The sequence below is a fragment of the Dyadobacter alkalitolerans DSM 23607 genome, from assembly GCF_000428845.1.
Classification (GTDB): domain Bacteria; phylum Bacteroidota; class Bacteroidia; order Cytophagales; family Spirosomataceae; genus Dyadobacter; species Dyadobacter alkalitolerans.
The window spans coordinates 143169-160202 of sequence record NZ_AUAS01000005.1 but is presented as its reverse complement, the minus strand read 5'-3'; the positions used below and the strand labels follow the sequence as shown (position 1 = coordinate 160202).

The following is a 17034-nucleotide window of genomic DNA, read 5'->3' as shown; positions in this document are numbered from 1 at the left end:
AATGTTATGAAAAACAGACTTTTAATAATCGTTTTAGCATTGCTCGCAGGGCCTTTATCTGCCCAGAAAATCATCGAAAAAAAGTTGCCTTACAAGGAAGGCCAAACCGCAAACCTGAACTTGAAGTTTGCCGACAGCATTCAGGTCCGCTATTGGGACAAAGAGGAGGTTTACGTGAAAATCCGGGCGGTCATTAATAATAACCAATTAAACGACGCACTGCTCGTAACCGACCGCGCAACGTCCGATGAAGTGATTGTAGAAGTTGGATTTGATGATAAACTGCTTAGGCAGGGCAAAGCAGAAGATTGTCCCGGAAACAATCGGAGCTCATGGAATGATAAGGACGGAAAGCAGCGATACTATTTGTGCAAAGAAATAAATTACCAGGTGTTTTTGCCGCGCAATGCCAAGCTCAAACTGGAAACGATCGACGGGAACATCGACATTCAAGGCGCTACTACAACCGTTCATGCGAAAACGATCAGCGGATTTGTGGATATGAGCTGGCCCAAATCCAGAGGAATTAATGTTGCCATGAAAACCATAACCGGACAAGTCTATTCCGATTTTGACATTGATTTTAAAAACAAAAAAGAGAAAAACCCGATCGTGGGCTATTTGCTGGAAGGCACACTGAATGGCGGCGGGCCGGAGGTGAAGCTGGAATCGATTAGCAATGATGTGTACCTGCGGAGTAAAGAATAGTTTTCAATATAAATTAGCCATGAACAGTAAGGGCTGTACGCATTGCGTATAGCCCTTATCGCATATATAAGGACTGGCATTACGAAGCCGGTTGGGTTAGCTGCAAAGAGGGTTTCCCCGCCAAAATCACATTACACCCTGAAAAAACGAGGGATCACCCCAAAAATAAAATTGCGAAAAAATGAATAATTATAATTGCATTCGATTAAAGGAAGAGTCTGCCTGTTTCAGACTTAATTTAAACACATTATCATTATTAATTAAACATTGCACATGAGAACGCAGAGTCAGTATTTGGAAGAGATTAACCGGTTACTTGCAGATTATCTAAAGGAAATTGAAAATTCAGATTTGAAACCTTTGTCCGCACAGGTCTACCAGGTTCAATCAAAGAATTTTGTAAGATGGATCAATGGTGAGTTTACGCCGGGGGAAGTGAAAAAATCCAAAAGACAGGCACAGGAAAAAGCCAGGGAAAACTAGCACTTCCGACAATTACTAAAATTTAAGTCGTTCCTCTGTTGCAATAAAAAAGTAAGCACATTACCTGCTCTCTTTCCTCTGCTTAACTTCTCCCGGTTTCTCAACGCCGTATCATAAAAAACAAAACACCTTCACGGCAGGGCCGGAAGGTGTAAGATATACTCAACGTTTATAACGTATTTCATTACGTTCACTCCTGGGTGATTCTTTCTGCCAATAACACAAGCCATTCCAAAAGAAAGAACAGACAAATTTACAATGTCAAAGCAATTTTGGTTGTAGATAGCTGTAAATTCTCTTGTAGCGATTTCTCTACATTGCGAGTGACATTTATTTAGGTAGATTTGGGTTTTTATTTCAGGTATCCTCCCTCTTTCAAAAGTCGTTACAACCCATCATTATTGTTTCGGAGCCGTGAGACTTGCCTACGATCCGCGCTATAAGCCAGTCGAGTTACCGGCTTTATCATTTTATGAAAAACCTGCTTGAATACACGCAGTTTCGCTACAGGAATACGCGTGTGACTTTCAATTATCTCGACGTGCACGAACTGGTTGATCAGAAGTTTGCCATTTTTATGGCCGAAGCGGAAAGCAGCGGCAATCAATTTATCAATACGGTGTCGCAAGGCGTAATCCTGAAAAGCAATTTACAATTACTCAGCATTGTGCTCCATAACCTGATCGACAATGCAAACAAAGTGACCAGCAGGGGCATCATTGAAGTAACGCATACAGATTATCGTGATTCGCTTCACGTCATCGTGAAGGACACCGGGCCCGGAATGGAGCCCGCGATCATCCGGTGGATCAATAGCGATGAGAAAGTGCCCAGCGCCGGACTGGATCCCGATAGCTTTGGAATGGGGCTGGTGATTGTAAAGGAAGTAAGCGCATTGATTAACGCGCGCCTGCTGGCCGAATCCGACAAAACACACGGTGCATCGATTCACATCATTTTCCAGAAATGAGTTTATTGTAGCCTGGCTTCTATGCAATATTCCTTGATATTAAACTACTTTTAGAGGAAATAAGAAATAACAGTGTTGATGAAAACGATTTTGTTAGTAGAGGATCATTCAATAGTGCGGATGGGCGTGAAGTTGCTGATTGAGGACGTTATACCAGCTGTGGATATCAGAGAAGCAGCCAGTTTCAATGAAACACTTAGAGTGCTGCAAACCAGGCATTTTGACCTGGTCATATTAGATATTCGGATTCCCGGCGGCGAGGCTTTCAATATGATCCCGAGGATCAGGTCTGTGCAGGAAAATGTTAAGATTCTGGTTTTCTCGTCACAGGAGGAAGAACTGTATGCGTTGCATTATGTGAAAGCCGGCGCGAATGGCTTTTTGCCCAAAGATACTAGTAATGAAGAGTTGGAAAGGGCAGTAACTTCGGTATTGAACGGAGGTACATATATCAGTAATGTGGTTCAGCAGCAGCTGGTTAACAACACATTGGTGGAAAGAGAAAGTCGCGAAAGCCCCTTGGAGATTCTCTCAAACCGGGAATTGGAAATTATGGATATGCTTCTCACCGGGAAGTGGACCAAAGACATTGCCATCGAACTTAACATTAAAGAGAGCACGGTAAGCACTTACAAGGCAAGGATCTTCGAAAAGCTCGAAGTAACCAATGTTCTCGAGTTATTCAAGAAAGTAGAAATCTACAAAAAGGACAACTCCGGCTTTTATCATTCCTAATTTGTCGAATATTTGCTACAAGGTGTCAATATGTTCGCACAAGTAGTTTCTGGATACATGAATTGCACTAATTCAACAATAATTATATTTACACAAAGATGGCCGCTCCGGTCAGTGCATAACCCTATCAGAAAATTATTGCAGAAAGAAGAAGATGGCCAGACTTATCCAATTCGAAATGAACTCCCGCGCTCTGCCTTTTATCGGAGCCCTTGTTTTTACTATCACCGCCGGATCGCTCCTTTGGCTTTCCGCTATATACGCACTTTATCAAATTTTAGGCAGATAGTCACTGGCCGCTCGTCATGTTAAATTAAGTTAAATAGTTGATTCTGAGTTATTCGCTTAACTTTTTTTAAGAGTTAGGCGGATATTGCTTCAAAGCGCTTTCCATAGCTTTGGGCACAGAAAAAACGGGACTTGACATGACACATTTCAAAAAATGGAACAACATTACGGGCTGGGCAGTCTTCTCAACTGCATTCCTTACTTACGTACTAACTATGGAGCGTACGGCGAGTTTTTGGGATTGCGGCGAATTCATTGCCGCGGCCTTTAAATTACAGGTGCCCCATCCGCCGGGAGCACCTTTTTTTCTGCTCATCGGCCGGCTCTTCTCCTTGCTGGCGCTTGGGGATGTGACGCGTGTAGCGTACTGGGTCAATATGGTTTCGGTGCTCAGCAGTGCCTTTACCATTCTCTTTTTGTTCTGGACCATTACATTGCTGGTTCGGAAATTCATTGGTAAAACAGCGGAACAGCTCAGCCAATCCGAGGCAGTACTCGTCATTTTTTCCGGCCTTACCGGCGCCCTGGCATACGCCTGGTCGGACTCATTCTGGTTTTCAGCAGCAGAGGCTGAGGTTTATGGAATGTCATCTTTTTTTACGGCCATTGTAATCTGGGCCGTGTTCAAGTGGGAGGAGACACAGGACCCATCTACGGCAAACCGCTGGCTGATCCTGATTGCGTATCTCACTGGCATTTCTATCGGTGTGCATTTGCTCAACCTGGTCACGATTCCGGCCCTGGCTTTGGTTTATTATTTCAAAATATATCCCAAACCGACCATTATAGGCCGGAGTCTGGCATTCGGCGGTGGATTGGCTGTATTAGCGATCATTAACTCCGGCATTATTCCTGGCTTGCCGGATCTGGCGGGAAAGTTTGAGATCTTTTTTGTCAATACGCTGGGCCTTCCGTTTAACTCCGGAATCATCTTTTTCGTCGTGCTATTTCTGGGAACATTAAGCTGGTCGGTGCGCTACGCGCACAAGAGGGGGAAAGTGCTACTCAACACTGCTTTGCTGTCATTGGTTTTTGTGCTCATTGGCTATTCGTCTTATATGATGGTGCTGGTTCGTTCGGAATTTAACCCGCCTATTAATGAGAACAATCCAAGCGATGTGCTGCGTTTCGTTTCTTATTTGAAGAGGGAACAATACGAAAGCAGACCGCTCTTATGGGGCCCGTCCTTCACTTCGAAGCCAATCAGCCAGGAGCGCGGAGCGCCGGTTTACCGCAAGAAAGATGGCAAATATGTCGTCATTGATTACCGGCCGGTTTACAAATATGCGCCAGGCAGTAACATTCTTTTTCCACGCATGTACAGCGCGCAGCCGGGCCACCCGCAGCTTTACCAGCAGATGACAGGCCTTGCGGAAGGGAAGCAGCCAACCATGACGCACAACCTTCTTTACCTGTTCTCACACCAGATGGGGCATATGTACTGGCGTTATTTTCTCTGGAATTTTGCCGGGCGTGAAAGTGATAAGGAAGGAGCGGGGACGGTGATGCCCTGGCAGGCTGTCGGCAAATTTCCTTCGTCTATTGCCACAAACAGGGGCCATAACAACTTTTATATGCTGCCGCTTTTGCTGGGCATTGCAGGCCTCGTATGGATGTACGGGAAACGGCGGAACGAGTTGCTGGTGCTCGGCTTGCTGTTCGTTCTTACAGGAGTAGGGCTTGTCGTTTATCTCAATTCACCGCCCGCAGAACCGAGGGAGCGCGATTACATTTACGTAGGCTCATTTTACATTTTCTGCATCTGGATCGGATTTGGCGTAATGGCTGTTGCAGGTTTTTTACGCAAATTAATTAAAACACCTAAGCTTAGGACTGCGCTGGCCGTGTCTGCGAGCCTGTCGGTGCCACTAATCATGCTGGCGAGAGGATGGGATAATCACGACCGGAGCGACCGATATCATTCTGTCGACTTTGCCAGAAATCTGCTCAATTCGTGTGCGCCTAATGCGATACTTTTTACGGGAGGCGATAATGATACGTTCCCATTGTGGTATTTGCAGGAAGTGGAGGGCGTTCGCACGGACGTGCGCGTATGTGTGCAGACATTCCTGGGTATAGACTGGTACATTGAGCAGCTAAGACGCAAAACGAACCTTTCGGAAGCCTTGCCACTCTCGCTGGATCTGGACGATTATGCAACCGGGAAGAATGAATTCGTGCCCTTTTACGAAATCCCGTCCGTCAGGAACGGAATTAACCTGAAAGAATATCTTGATTTGATCAATCAGGAAAATAAGGCGATCCAGGTTCCGCTGACGAGCGGTGATATGACCTCAATTTTACCTTCTTCCACACTTTTTTTACCCGTCGATGCGCAAAAGGTCCGGTCCATGAGCATTGTCAAAAATGATTTGCTGCCTATGCTCACCGATTCAATGAGCTGGGACATTGGAACCAATGATCTTTACAAAAGCGACCTCGTGATGCTGGACATTATCGCAACCAATAACTGGAAGCGGCCCGTCTATTTTTCATCCACAATGGGCGCCACGCACAATCTGGGTTTACAGGAATATTTGCAGCTCGAAGGTTACACTTACCGACTGTTGCCTGTACGCGTTCAGGGCGCTTCGGATGGTTACGTCAATTCTGAAATTATGTATGATAACATGATGAAAAAAATGCAGTGGCGTTCGCTGAATAACCCCAAAGTGTATCACGATGACACGTATCGCGGCTCGCCCGTTGCTACGGCCAGGATCTCGTTCCTACGCCTCGCAGGCCAGCTAATCGCCGAAAATGACTTGAAAAAAGCGAAGAAAGTAGTGAACACGGCCATGACCGTAATGCCGGACGACACCATTCCGTTTGACCAGTTTTCAGTGGGTTTTGTGGGCATGTTGTTTGATGTCGGCGAGGATAAAAAAGCTTTGGATTCCGCCCGCATTATGGCACTGCGATCGGACGAAAACCTGACGTGGGCCAAGGAGAACGGCGGCACCAGGAACCGCGATGTGAATGTGGATCTTTATATGCTGCAAACCATTGTTCAGGAATGCAAACGCGCGAAAAAGGATGCCGAAGCAGAAAAGTATGAGGCTATTTTCAGGAAACATTTACTAGCATTTAATATGTATAGCGGAGGCAATTAGCACGTCGGTGCCATGCTGGCAATGCCATGAGACGCAGGTTTCATGGCATTGCTTTTTTACGGTTTTTGCAAAATCAACAAATCTCAAACCTATGCTCGAAGACCTTTGGTATAAAAACGCGGTGATTTACAGCCTCGATCTCGAAACATTCATGGATGCAAATGGTGACGGAACGGGCGATTTTGAAGGACTTTGCAACCGGCTCGATTATCTGCATGCATTAGGGTTAGACACGATCTGGCTGGCACCTTTTCAACCCACACCCAACCGTGACAATGGTTACGATATCAGCGACTTTTACGGCGTAGATCCACGCCACGGTTCCAGCGGCGACTTTGTAAGCTTCATTCATAAGGCCCGTAAACTGGGCATAAAGGTCATTATCGATCTTGTTGTGAATCACACTTCCGACGAGCACCGCTGGTTCAAGGAAGCACGGTCTTCAAAGGATAGTCCAAAAAGGGACTGGTATGTATGGTCGGAGAAGAGGCCGGCGGACTGGAACAAAGGCATGGTTTTTCCGGGTGTACAAAAGGCCACCTGGACAAAGGATAAGGAGTCAAAAGAATATTATTTTCACCGTTTCTACGAATTCCAGCCCGATCTGAATACAGACAATCCCGAGGTAAGGGAAGAAATAAATAAGATTATGGGTTACTGGCTCGAACTCGGGATCGCAGGTTTCCGTGTGGACGCCGTGCCATTTATACTTGAATCGAGCACTTCCAAAAAGGGCGGTGAACCCGCATTGCATTTTGAATACCTGAAAGAAATGCGGAAGTTTCTGCAATGGCGGAAAGGCGACGCAGTGCTTTTGGGAGAAGCGAATGTGTTACCGGATGAAAGCAAAAAGTACTTTGGGGAAGACGGTGACGGCATTCATTTAATGTTTAATTTTTTTGTCAACCAATATACATTCTACGCCCTGGCCACTGCCGACACGCGTCCGCTGATTAAGGCGCTGGAAGCGACAAGGGACATTCCCGGCACCAGCCAGTGGGCGCATTTCCTCCGCAACCACGACGAGCTGGACCTGGGCAGGCTGACCGAGGAAGAGCGGCAGATTGTTTTCGAAAGGTTTGGTCCTGAAAAACATATGCAACTTTATGATCGGGGCATCCGGCGCAGGCTTTCACCTATGCTCGGCAGCAGGCAGCAAACAGAACTAGCTTACAGCCTAATGTTCTCCTTGCCGGGGACGCCGGTTATCCGTTATGGTGATGAAATTGGCATGGGTGATAACCTCGAACTGGAAGAGCGCGACGCCGTAAGGACGCCTATGCAATGGACGGGCGAAAAACAAGGCGGTTTTTCACAAGCTGAAACATTGGTGCATCAGGTGGTTGAGGAAGGTTACTATGCTTATGATCACGTGAATGTCGAGAATCAGCGGCGCGAGCCCAGTTCCCTGCTGAACTGGATGACCTCCCTGATAAGGATGCGAAAAGAGTGTCCGGAAATTGGTTACGGCAACTGGGAAATTATGGATACGGGTCAAAATCAAATCCTGGGCATGCGTTACACCTGGAAAAATAAGATCTTGCTCATATGGCATAATTTCCAGGAAAAATCTTTGGAACTGGTCGTTCCTGAGGAAATGGCAGGGGCCACACGCATTGCGGACCTGATGAGCAACATTGAAAGTGTAACAGACAAAAAGGGCCGACATACGATCACCTTAGAAGCTTACGGTTACCGCTGGTTTCGCGCAGTTCCGTAATGTCGAAGCAGCCATTTGATAAATTTGCGATCCGTTCAGGAATGCATCAAATGTTCACACTGGCTTAATATTCAAATACTTAAAATTGCATTGTATAGCGTTGCCGGTTACAGGTCTGCAGATTTTTGTGACTGGTACCGCTATAACCATGCACTTGAAACATTATATTGCGGCAGAAAAACAACTCAACGATTCTTTTTTTTACTACACATGCTTTTAAAACAGACTCTGAACATACGGGTGTGTTCCCTATTGATGGCCTGCATCACAGCGCAAACGACTATCGCACAAAACACGCTTGAATTTGTACAGGATGGCGTTAATAACAGTTACCGTCCGCCCGTCCCCAAGGGCCCGACCTCAATTCCGCAAACACTCTCTTTTTTTGTCAACAACAACGGCAGCAAGGACGAAGGCATTTATTTCCAAAAACCCCAATCCGACCTTACCGTCACATTCAGTTTCGATGATCAGCCTTACATTACTGTTCCCCAGCACGTGACTGGAATGACATTCGGGGCGGCTTCGGGCGCGAGTGCCACGCAGGTGAAATCTGTTCCGGTGGTCAATAACAATTATTATTTTGAGGATTCTGCACGAACGCTTTTTACGTCGCATCCGAAGGGAGAAGCGGGGCGCGGGGTGAATTTGTACACCAATGTAGGAGTGCAGGTCTTTTTGTCGGCAAAACCATTGCAGGCTGCGAATGCTTCTACTGCTGATACAAGCCGTTATTATTACGGCAAGCTGCGTTTGCAGTTCAGCAGGCCGGTCAATAATCCGGTGATCACATTGGCTGGGCTAGGGGCAACGACCAATTTTGCGAATAAACGCCTCGGTTTTACCACAGAGCTGGAACTTCAAACGCCCGGCAGAACATTAGTCAAACTCTCGGGAAGTAAAGAGCTGGTCCTGGACGATTCCAAAACTAAAATTTTACATACCAAATCCACCATAACCGGCCATTGCGGCAATGGTGCCGCCTGCGGAAGCCTGATGGTTACCGGCTCAGACGTTACCAGCCTGGTTTTCGGTGTATATCTCCGGACCGATGGCGGCCCGGGTGTTTGGGGCACGCCGAAAGTGACAAATTCGGGAGACATGTGGCATATTACAGTATCGCTTCCTGAGCAATAGGCTTTGTAGTCTGCATATCATCCTCGCGTATTTTAATCCGGTGCATTTCGCCCCATTCCACAAGTGCTCCCATCACGCTGTCCAGAGTGCGGCTATATGGTGTAAGCTTATATTCCACAACAACCGGCGTGTCTGTAAAAACATTTCTGGTTAGAAAGCCGTTTATTTCCAGTTCTTTGAGTTCGTTGGAAAGGACACGCGGCGAGATTCCCGGCAGCATGCGCTGCAATTCATTGAACCGCGAGCCGCCTTCCGTTAGCGCCACGATGATCCGTAACCGCCATTTTCCGCCAATTACATAAAGCGCATCTCCGATTGCACCTAATTTGCTATTACATTCCGCACCGGAATGTGGTCTTGAAAATCCATGTAATTGATCCATAATTATTGCTGAGAATAACCAAAAGGATACTGCTAACCTTTTGTATATTACTATATATTCGTAAGTAAAGGTATCTATTTTTGCTGAAAATAAAACAATTATGAAAGCAAAGAGAATTACCACCATTGGAGTAACAATAGTCGCCAGCGCGCTTGTCGTTATGAGCGGGGTCATGAAATTATCAGGAAGCGAAGAGGTTGTCAGTACATTAGCGAAGGTTGGTGTGGGCGATTACCGCGTTCCGCTCGGGTTGATGGAAATCGGCTTTACAGCATTATTTATTTACCCGAAAACAATGAAGATTGGCTTTATTCTGCTATCCTGCTACTTTGCCGGGGCCCTGGCCACCGAACTTTCTCACGGGACACCATTCAATGCATTGCTTCCGATGATTTTGATCTGGGTTGCGGCATTCCTGCGCGATAGCAGCATTTTTCTGCCAGGTTCGAATGCTGAAAAAGCTGCCTGGTATTAAGGCAACGCGAACGCCATGATAGAACCCGATGGGTTTTCCTTCGTTCCGCCCACCGACAATGCAACATATTGCTTGCCCTTATGCATGTAAGAGCAGGCAGTTGCATTGGCGACGCCGGGTAGGAGGGTTTCCCAAAGGATCTTTCCGGTTTTTTTGTCGATCGCGTGGAGCTTTTTATCATGGGTGCCGCTGATGAAAATGAGCCCGCCGGCGGTTACGATGGGCCCTGCAGAGCCATCCTGTCCCGTTTCTTGCGCATCCTTGGCGCGTAGCCGTTCGTTATTTCCGAGTGGGATCTGCCATTCATAATTCCCGGTTGTGAGATTAATCGCATTCAATGTGCCCCATGGCGGGCGAAGCGTTGGGTTGCCGTCCGGATCGCGGAAATGCCCGTATGCAGTCAGGTTGAGATATTTATCAGCCCCGGCTTTGGTCTGACCAGTTTCCATTTTACTGACTTTGCCCGAGTTTTGTTCGCGTTCATAAAGGAATGCAATGATTCCCTTTTCCTTACCTTTCACTACGCTGGCGAATGCAGGCATTTTCCCCCCACCTTTTTTGATCTTACCCAATGCTGCCTCCGGTGTCATCCGGTTTTTCAGGCCGATCAGGGAGGGATAATTCGGCTCGTCACCGTTTTTGTCTTTGCCATGACATGCCACGCAGTAGGTCATATAAACGGATTTCCTTGTTCAAAAACCGTCTGATCCTTGGCTTCCTTTTCTTCGTCCACCTTCTTCATCGACTGGATTTCCGGCGAATCATTTGATTTGACAAAAAGAACAGAAGTCAACGGGTCATATGCCGCCCCGCCCCATTCTGCCCCACCGCGGCTGCCGGGTAGCATTAACGTGCCTTTCAGGTCGGGTGGGGTGAAAAGTCCTTCATATCGCATGGACCTGAATTTTTTGCGAATAGAATCCCGGCCTGCATCTGAATAGTGCGTCAGATCAGCTTCGGTCATCCATTGTCTTGCAAATGGTTTGGGTTTGATCGGGAACGGCTGGGTAGGCGACGCCACTTCGCCGGGAATGTGGGAAGCAGGCACTTTTCGCTCCTCGATCGGGAAGAGTGGCTCACCGGTTTCTCGGTTAAAAACAAAAACAAATCCGTGCTTGGTAACCTGGGCAACTGCATCCACATTTTTGCCAGCCCGCGCTACGGTTACAAGATTGGGCGGAGCCGGCAGATCGTAATCCCAAAGATCGTGATGCACGAGCTGATAATGCCAAATTTATTTGCCAGTTGCAGCATCGAGCGCCACGACGCTGTTGGCATATAAATTGTTTCCTTTCCGGTCGGCTCCGTAAAAATCGTAGCTGGGGGAGCCCAATGCGAGAAAAACAATGCCTCGTTTTGTGTCCAGGCTCATTCCTGCCCAATCGTTCACACCGCCTGCATATTTATAAGCGTCCTTCGGCCAGGTTTCATAGCCAGGCTCTCCTGGTAGCGGAATGGTGTGAAAGGTCCATTCCAACTTACCCGTCATGCAATTGTAAGCGCGGATATAGCCGGGCTGTGCACCATACAATTCCGACACTTCTGCACCCATAATGAGCAGGTCGTTGTACACAATTCCCGGACTGGTAGGAATCACAGAAATAGTTTCCGGATCGTCCCTAAGGCCTACATTCATGCTTACTTTTCCTTCTTTCCCAAACGTTGGGATAGGCTTACCAGTCTGTGCATTTAGTGCGAAAAGTATATCGCCGCCGGTGACCAGTATTCGTTTGTCATCGCCATTTTCCCAATAAGTGACACCACGGCTCACGCCGCCGCCTTCGGCCCCATCAAAGGGGTCAAAGGACCAAAGTTGTTTTCCAGTTCCTGCGTCCACGGCGTACACGAGGTGTTTTGCTGAGGTTGCGTACATTACGCCATCGATAATAATGGGATTGCATTCGCTGTTCGCGGGTCTGGATCCTGGCTTCATATCGCTCAGTGCGAAGGTCCACGCAGGTTGCAGCTGATGCACATTGGCTGTATTGATTTGAGCGAGCGGCGCGTAACTCGTGCTTTCGGCATCGGCCTTATAGATAGCCCAGGTGCGGTCATCATCTTTCGTTTGATAAGCTGCAAAGGCTGCGAAAGCGATAACAGGCAGTAATAAGGTGAGTTTTCGCATGCACACTTAAATAATTTCAACCCTATCTATATTTAATGGCAGCAGGAATTATTATCCTTTTTGTACTCATCGTATTTATCGTGATGCCGCATCCAATCCATGGCGCCGTCTTCATTTCTGCCTTTTGGGGTGATATCCAGGAAATTGTGGGCACCCACCAGAATGTCGCCACCGCGGGCATAACTGGAATAAGTGTGATAAATGTTGCCCGATTTATCCTTAAAAAACACACTTGTTCCCGGAGACTCGGTTCCGTCATCGTGTTTTAAATTTTCATAATTGTAATAAATCGACCCGTTATTGAGCTGCTCCGGGGTAAAGGAGACATAGTAATCATAATTAAAATCGCTGCCGAACGATGAAACCCACTCGAACTTCCATTCCATGCGGTTCTTAAAAGGCAATAATTCCTGCAACGGAGCACGGGAAACGACTACAACAGAAATATCGTGATGGGCAAGGTGCAGGTTAGCACCATCAATATGATCGGCCAGGAACGAGCAGCCAGGGCAACCTTCTTTGTCGCCGGGCGCAAACATGAAGTGGTAAATAATCAGCTGACTTTTACCATCAAAGAGGTCGGATAACGTTTTCCGGCCCTGCTCGCTCTCAAATATATAGTGCTTATTAACCTCAACCCACGGCAGCTGACGGCGCTGACGGGCCAGCTCATCATTGAGCCGTGTGAGTTCTTTTTCCTTTTTAAGCAGGTGCTTCCGTGCTTCAATCCATTTCTCCTGCGATACAATGCGATGGTTATCAGTGCCTTCTGTCGCGATAGCAGCTGAAAATTCATTCTGTTTTTCCATGTGTATATGATTGTTGTTTACAAACTTCCCCAATAATTGGGTAAATAAGGGTGTGTAAAAACGTCGAATCCGGGGGGTGTTTGGGACAGAAAAACGTGGAGCCGGATTTCACGGGGATAATTGGGGAAGTTTGCTTAATGATGTGCCGCATTGGTATGATTCTTTTTACTTACCCATTATAATGTCGTAAAACAATCAAAATTCATCACTAAAACCAATTGTCATGAAAGCTTTAAAGTTAAACATATTAGGAATCGCATTACTAGGGTCAACAGCTATATTTGCTCAAACGACAACACCATCAAGCGGTTCATCGTCAAGCAGTTCGCCATCCAGCACGACGCAGCCGTCGACCACGCCGGGCAGCTCGTCAACACAACCAAGAACGGTTCCCGGCAGCACAACGCAACCATCAACTTTACCTGGATCGAGCCAGCCAGGTTCAACAACACAGCCTCGTTCGTCAACCCAGTCAGGTTCGACGACGCAGCCGTCGACAACCACATCTGGTTCTACAACCAGGCCATCATCAGTTCCCCCGGGAACTGTGCCTGACAGAACTACACAGCCATCGAGCACTGTGCCAGGATCGTCTACTACACCGGGTTCATCCACTACACAGCCATCGACAACAATTCCTGGAAGCGCAACGCAGCCATCATCAGGTACAACGCCAAACAGCAATGTGCCAGCTTCAAGCATTCCTAACAATACAACACAACCTTCAACTGTTCCGCAGGGTACAACTATCCCATCATCAACAGTGCCGGGAAGTACTACCACGCCATCATCGTCATCGACAGTTCCAGGTAGCAGCACTTCAAGACCATCAACTCCTCAGAAATAATAGCTGAGACATAGTTAGGTTTTGAATATAAACGGCCCGCCCATCGGCGGGCTGTTTTGTTATATCCAAAATCTGGTACGGGAATTTATAAACGTCACTAAAAACACAGAACATTATGCCAAATATCAAAAATCTGGATCCTTCGGGATCTGTTAAGTCGGGAGTTACGCTTTCTGTATCCAATGTTGCATCTGAGGATGAAGCGATCCTGGCTGTCGAGAATTATTTGCGGGTCAATAAAAGCGAAGGACTTGAAATGTCGCTGCCCGAAAAAGGCGATGACGGAGTTTATACAATTCAATTAAACGACGCCTTGGATTAATGCCGTAATAACCCTCCTCTGCTGCGTACATGTTGTCGGTCCAGGCGCAGTTTATTACCGTTAGAAAAATTCATATGGTCACTGGGTAAACCATTTCTCGTTAGCAGCATCCTTTTACTCATTTTAGCGAAAAGTTTCAATGTCTGAATTACCACCATTGACTAAACAAATCGCTTATGAGAACAATTCTGGTGTTAGTCTTACTTGTTGTCCCTTGTTGGGCACGAGCGCAGCTCAGCAAGAGCTATCTTGAAGATTTAGAAAGCATTTCCCATAAGGAGCAAAAAGGGTTTCAGCGAAGGCTAGAAGGTGACCTAATAAATGCTCGAACAAGCGCTTCACAGAATTTCGACGTCAAATATTATCGTTGTGAATGGGATATTGACCCTGCGTTAAGATATGTGAAAGGCAAAGTCACTATATACTTTAAAATGACATTGGCTTCGAATGTTATTTCACTTGACCTGGTAAATAACCTCACTGTTCTGTCCGTGTTAAGACAAGATGAGCCTTTGTCTGTATCACATGTGAATAACAAAATAGATATTAGTTTTCCCGTGCCACTTCAAAAAGGTGTGACTGATTCTATAACGGTGACTTACAAAGGAATTCCTCCATCAGCTGGGATGGGTTCATTTGAAACATCTCTTCACGGAAATGCACTACCGCTATCACCAGTTCTTTGGACTTTGAGCGAACCGTATGGCAGCAGTGATTGGTGGCCTTGCAAAAATGGATTAAATGATAAGGCAGATTCTTTAGACGTATTTATTACACATCCGTCACCATTCAAAGCGGTGTCTAATGGAATGCTACAAGGTGAGATTCTCCTACCAAGTGGTAAAATCGTTACTCATTGGAAGCATAGATATCCTATTGCCACCTACCTTATATGTCTCGCTGTAAGTGATTATTTAGTTATAAATGACAAATTCAAAACAGGAAATCTAGAAATGCCTGTTCAAACGTTTTGCTATTCCGAGAGCAAAATGTCCTTTGAGAAAGGAGCACAAGATGCGATCAATGCACTAACGCTCTTCAGCGGGATTTTTGGCACTTATCCATTTTTAAAAGAAAAGTACTCACATGTTCAGTTTAATTGGGGAGGAGGCATGGAGCATCAGACGTGCTCGTTTATGTATAATATGAGCGAGCAACTTATTGCGCATGAACTTGCTCATCAATGGTTTGGCAATAAGATTACATGCGCTAATTGGGAAGATATTTGGCTTAACGAAGGCTTTGCTTCTTTTTTAACAGGTATATACTTAGAAAATAAATACCCTGAAAATATATTGTCTAGCAGGCAGACAGAAATAGATTTCATAACCAGTCAAGATGGAGGCTCTGTTTGGGTCGATAATATAAATAGCGTCGGTCGTATTTTCGATCAGAGGCTTAGTTATGCAAAAGGTTCGTACCTGCTATATATGCTCCGGTGGATATTAAGTGATGCAGTGTTTTTTTCAGGAGTTAAAAATTATCTGCAAGATCCGGCACTGGCTTACGGCTTCGCTACGACCAATGATCTTAAAAGCCACCTGGAAGCCGTTAGCGGAAAGGACCTGACATATTTTTTCGACCAGTGGTTCATCGGTGAAGGCTATCCGTCTTATAAAGTGCAGTGGTTCCCTGATGGCAATAATGTCCAGATCAAGGTTAGCCAGTCGACTTCTCATGCTTCTGTTGGGTTTTTCAAATTGCCCTTGCCGTGCTGCATTTCAGAACGAACGGGGAAAATCGGGGCGAAATGAATGTTTCGATTTACAATGCAGAAGGCCATTTAGAGCGATTGGAACATGTTTCCCAGTCAAATAGCAATTCCATCCCTGTTTCGGCATTGCAGCACGGAGTGTACATTTTGCAGGTCGAAGATGTTGTTAATAAAAGCATTAAGGCGGTAAGATTCATGAAGGAATAATGTGCATGGCGTGATTTTTTACCAGCTGTATTCATAACCGACTATATACGAGGATGAAGCGGATACTCAAAATCACATTATTACTGGCCTTCGTGAGTGGTCATATTTTGGCCCAAAAAATTGTCTTCATCGCCGGGCCTGACAGCCACGGTAAAGGAGAGCATGAGCACCAGGGCGGCAGCACATTGCTTGTGAAATCCATCAAAGAAGGATTACCGGGCGTGAATGCTGTGCTGCTTCAAAGTGGTTGGCCAAAGGACCGTGCTGTCTTAAATGATGCCGATGCGATTGTGATTTATGCGGATGGGGGAGGCGATCATTTGTTGATTCCGCATCTGGCAGAAATGGACCGGTTGATGAAAAAGGGAGTTGGGTTGGTAATGCTGCATTTCTCGCTTGAAGTCCCGGCGGGAGACGTTGGAAATCACTTTAAGGATTGGATAGGGGGTTATTTTGAGATAAATTGGTCGGTTAACCCGGTCTGGGAAGCTGCTTTTTCCACTTTTCCTGACCACCCGATCACTAATGGCGTAAAGCCATTTTCCATCACAGACGAATGGTATTATCACATGCGTTTTGCCGATGGGATGAAAAATATAACTCCGATTTTGCAAGCCTTACCGCCAGAATCTACATTAAAAGGAAAGGACGGAACGCACTCTAATAATCCGGCCGTTCGCGAAGCAGTGCTTACCAAAAAAGAGCTGCAACCTGTGGCCTGGGCATTGGAAAGACCAGACGGTGGTCGCGGGTTTGGGTTTTCAGGCGGGCATATGCACAAGAACTGGGGCAATGATAATTTCAGAAAAGTAGTCCTGAACGCTATTGCCTGGACTGCCAAAGCCAAAATACCGGATGAAGGAATCCGCTCATCAACGCCCACGGAGGCAGCGTTGAATGCGTTAACAAAAAAGTTAGACTGATACAGATCCAAAGCTCAACGCTCATTACATAAGCAACTTGACAACTTGACAAATAAACTTTATATTTGATTAAAAA

General features: G+C 46.3%; 16 protein-coding genes and 1 pseudogene. 12 read left to right on the top strand and 5 right to left on the bottom strand.

Features of this window, described 5'->3' with window-relative positions; genetic code table 11:
* Nucleotides 1-6: 6 nt before the first annotated feature.
* The 7 genes from G395_RS0111770 to G395_RS0111740 all read left to right on the top strand — a co-directional run bounded on the left by G395_RS0111770 (nucleotide 7) and on the right by G395_RS0111740 (nucleotide 9154).
* Nucleotides 7-708 (top strand): DUF4097 family beta strand repeat-containing protein, encoded by a 702-nt coding sequence (locus G395_RS0111770; protein ID WP_026630217.1) that lies wholly within the window; start codon nucleotides 7-9, stop codon nucleotides 706-708.
* A 273-nt stretch (nucleotides 709-981) separates the two neighbouring features.
* A complete protein-coding gene (locus tag G395_RS0111765) occupies nucleotides 982-1191 on the top strand; it encodes a hypothetical protein (RefSeq protein ID WP_026630216.1) in 210 nt (69 codons plus the stop codon).
* Nucleotides 1192-1663: 472 nt separating this feature from the next.
* A complete protein-coding gene (locus G395_RS29270; protein ID WP_051350132.1) occupies nucleotides 1664-2161 on the top strand; it encodes a sensor histidine kinase in 498 nt (165 codons plus the stop codon).
* Between the two features lie 78 nt (nucleotides 2162-2239).
* On the top strand, nucleotides 2240-2896 hold the full coding sequence (locus tag G395_RS0111755; RefSeq protein WP_026630215.1) for a response regulator transcription factor: 657 nt from the start codon (nucleotides 2240-2242) through the stop codon (nucleotides 2894-2896).
* Between the two features lie 425 nt (nucleotides 2897-3321).
* Nucleotides 3322-6297 carry a glycosyltransferase family 117 protein gene (locus G395_RS0111750; RefSeq protein ID WP_026630214.1) on the top strand — a complete coding sequence of 992 codons (2976 nt, stop codon included), beginning with the start codon at nucleotides 3322-3324 and terminating at the stop codon, nucleotides 6295-6297.
* A gap of 91 nt (nucleotides 6298-6388) precedes the next feature.
* Nucleotides 6389-8017: an alpha-amylase family protein gene (locus tag G395_RS0111745; protein WP_026630213.1), complete on the top strand. Its 1629-nt coding sequence runs from the start codon at nucleotides 6389-6391 to the stop codon at nucleotides 8015-8017.
* A gap of 255 nt (nucleotides 8018-8272) precedes the next feature.
* Nucleotides 8273-9154: a hypothetical protein gene (locus G395_RS0111740; RefSeq protein ID WP_229204147.1), complete on the top strand. Its 882-nt coding sequence runs from the start codon at nucleotides 8273-8275 to the stop codon at nucleotides 9152-9154.
* On the opposite strand, the gene G395_RS29265 is transcribed toward G395_RS0111740, so the two are convergent.
* On the bottom strand, nucleotides 9129-9536 hold the full coding sequence (locus G395_RS29265) for a winged helix-turn-helix transcriptional regulator (protein WP_035361136.1): 408 nt from the start codon (nucleotides 9534-9536) through the stop codon (nucleotides 9129-9131). The genes G395_RS0111740 and G395_RS29265 overlap by 26 nt on opposite strands.
* Before the next feature lie 100 nt (nucleotides 9537-9636).
* Here G395_RS29265 and G395_RS0111730 point away from each other — a divergent pair, with 100 nt between their 5' ends.
* Nucleotides 9637-10011, top strand: a complete 375-nt coding sequence (locus tag G395_RS0111730; RefSeq protein WP_026630211.1) for a DoxX family protein — start codon at nucleotides 9637-9639, stop codon at nucleotides 10009-10011.
* On the opposite strand, the gene G395_RS32725 is transcribed toward G395_RS0111730, so the two are convergent.
* The 4 genes and pseudogenes from G395_RS32725 to G395_RS29255 form a co-directional block, all read right to left on the bottom strand.
* The gene (locus G395_RS32725; protein WP_229204146.1) at nucleotides 10008-10685 is read right to left on the bottom strand and encodes a c-type cytochrome; all 678 of its coding nucleotides are present in this window, start codon (nucleotides 10683-10685) and stop codon (nucleotides 10008-10010) included. The two genes, G395_RS0111730 and G395_RS32725, sit on opposite strands and share 4 nt — an antisense overlap.
* Nucleotides 10682-12136 (bottom strand): annotated as a pseudogene (locus G395_RS33230) (outer membrane protein assembly factor BamB family protein). The gene G395_RS32725 and the pseudogene G395_RS33230 overlap by 4 nt, the downstream one beginning before the upstream one ends.
* A gap of 32 nt (nucleotides 12137-12168) precedes the next feature.
* Nucleotides 12169-12945: a DUF899 domain-containing protein gene (locus G395_RS0111720; protein ID WP_035361133.1), complete on the bottom strand. Its 777-nt coding sequence runs from the start codon at nucleotides 12943-12945 to the stop codon at nucleotides 12169-12171.
* Between the two features lie 285 nt (nucleotides 12946-13230).
* Nucleotides 13231-13764 carry a hypothetical protein gene (locus tag G395_RS29255; protein ID WP_211237771.1) on the bottom strand — a complete coding sequence of 178 codons (534 nt, stop codon included), beginning with the start codon at nucleotides 13762-13764 and terminating at the stop codon, nucleotides 13231-13233.
* Nucleotides 13765-13907: 143 nt separating this feature from the next.
* On the opposite strand from G395_RS29255, the gene G395_RS29250 reads away from it, so the two are divergent.
* From G395_RS29250 to G395_RS29240, 4 genes are all read left to right on the top strand, one after another.
* A complete protein-coding gene (locus G395_RS29250) occupies nucleotides 13908-14114 on the top strand; it encodes a hypothetical protein (RefSeq protein ID WP_211237770.1) in 207 nt (68 codons plus the stop codon).
* Between the two features lie 176 nt (nucleotides 14115-14290).
* Nucleotides 14291-15868, top strand: a complete 1578-nt coding sequence (locus G395_RS29245) for a M1 family metallopeptidase (RefSeq protein WP_051350131.1) — start codon at nucleotides 14291-14293, stop codon at nucleotides 15866-15868.
* A complete protein-coding gene (locus G395_RS31680) occupies nucleotides 15865-16035 on the top strand; it encodes a T9SS type A sorting domain-containing protein (protein WP_084439577.1) in 171 nt (56 codons plus the stop codon). Before G395_RS29245 ends, G395_RS31680 begins: the two co-directional genes overlap by 4 nt.
* Before the next feature lie 53 nt (nucleotides 16036-16088).
* Nucleotides 16089-16958 (top strand): ThuA domain-containing protein, encoded by an 870-nt coding sequence (locus tag G395_RS29240; protein ID WP_051350130.1) that lies wholly within the window; start codon nucleotides 16089-16091, stop codon nucleotides 16956-16958.
* Nucleotides 16959-17034: the final 76 nt, after the last annotated feature.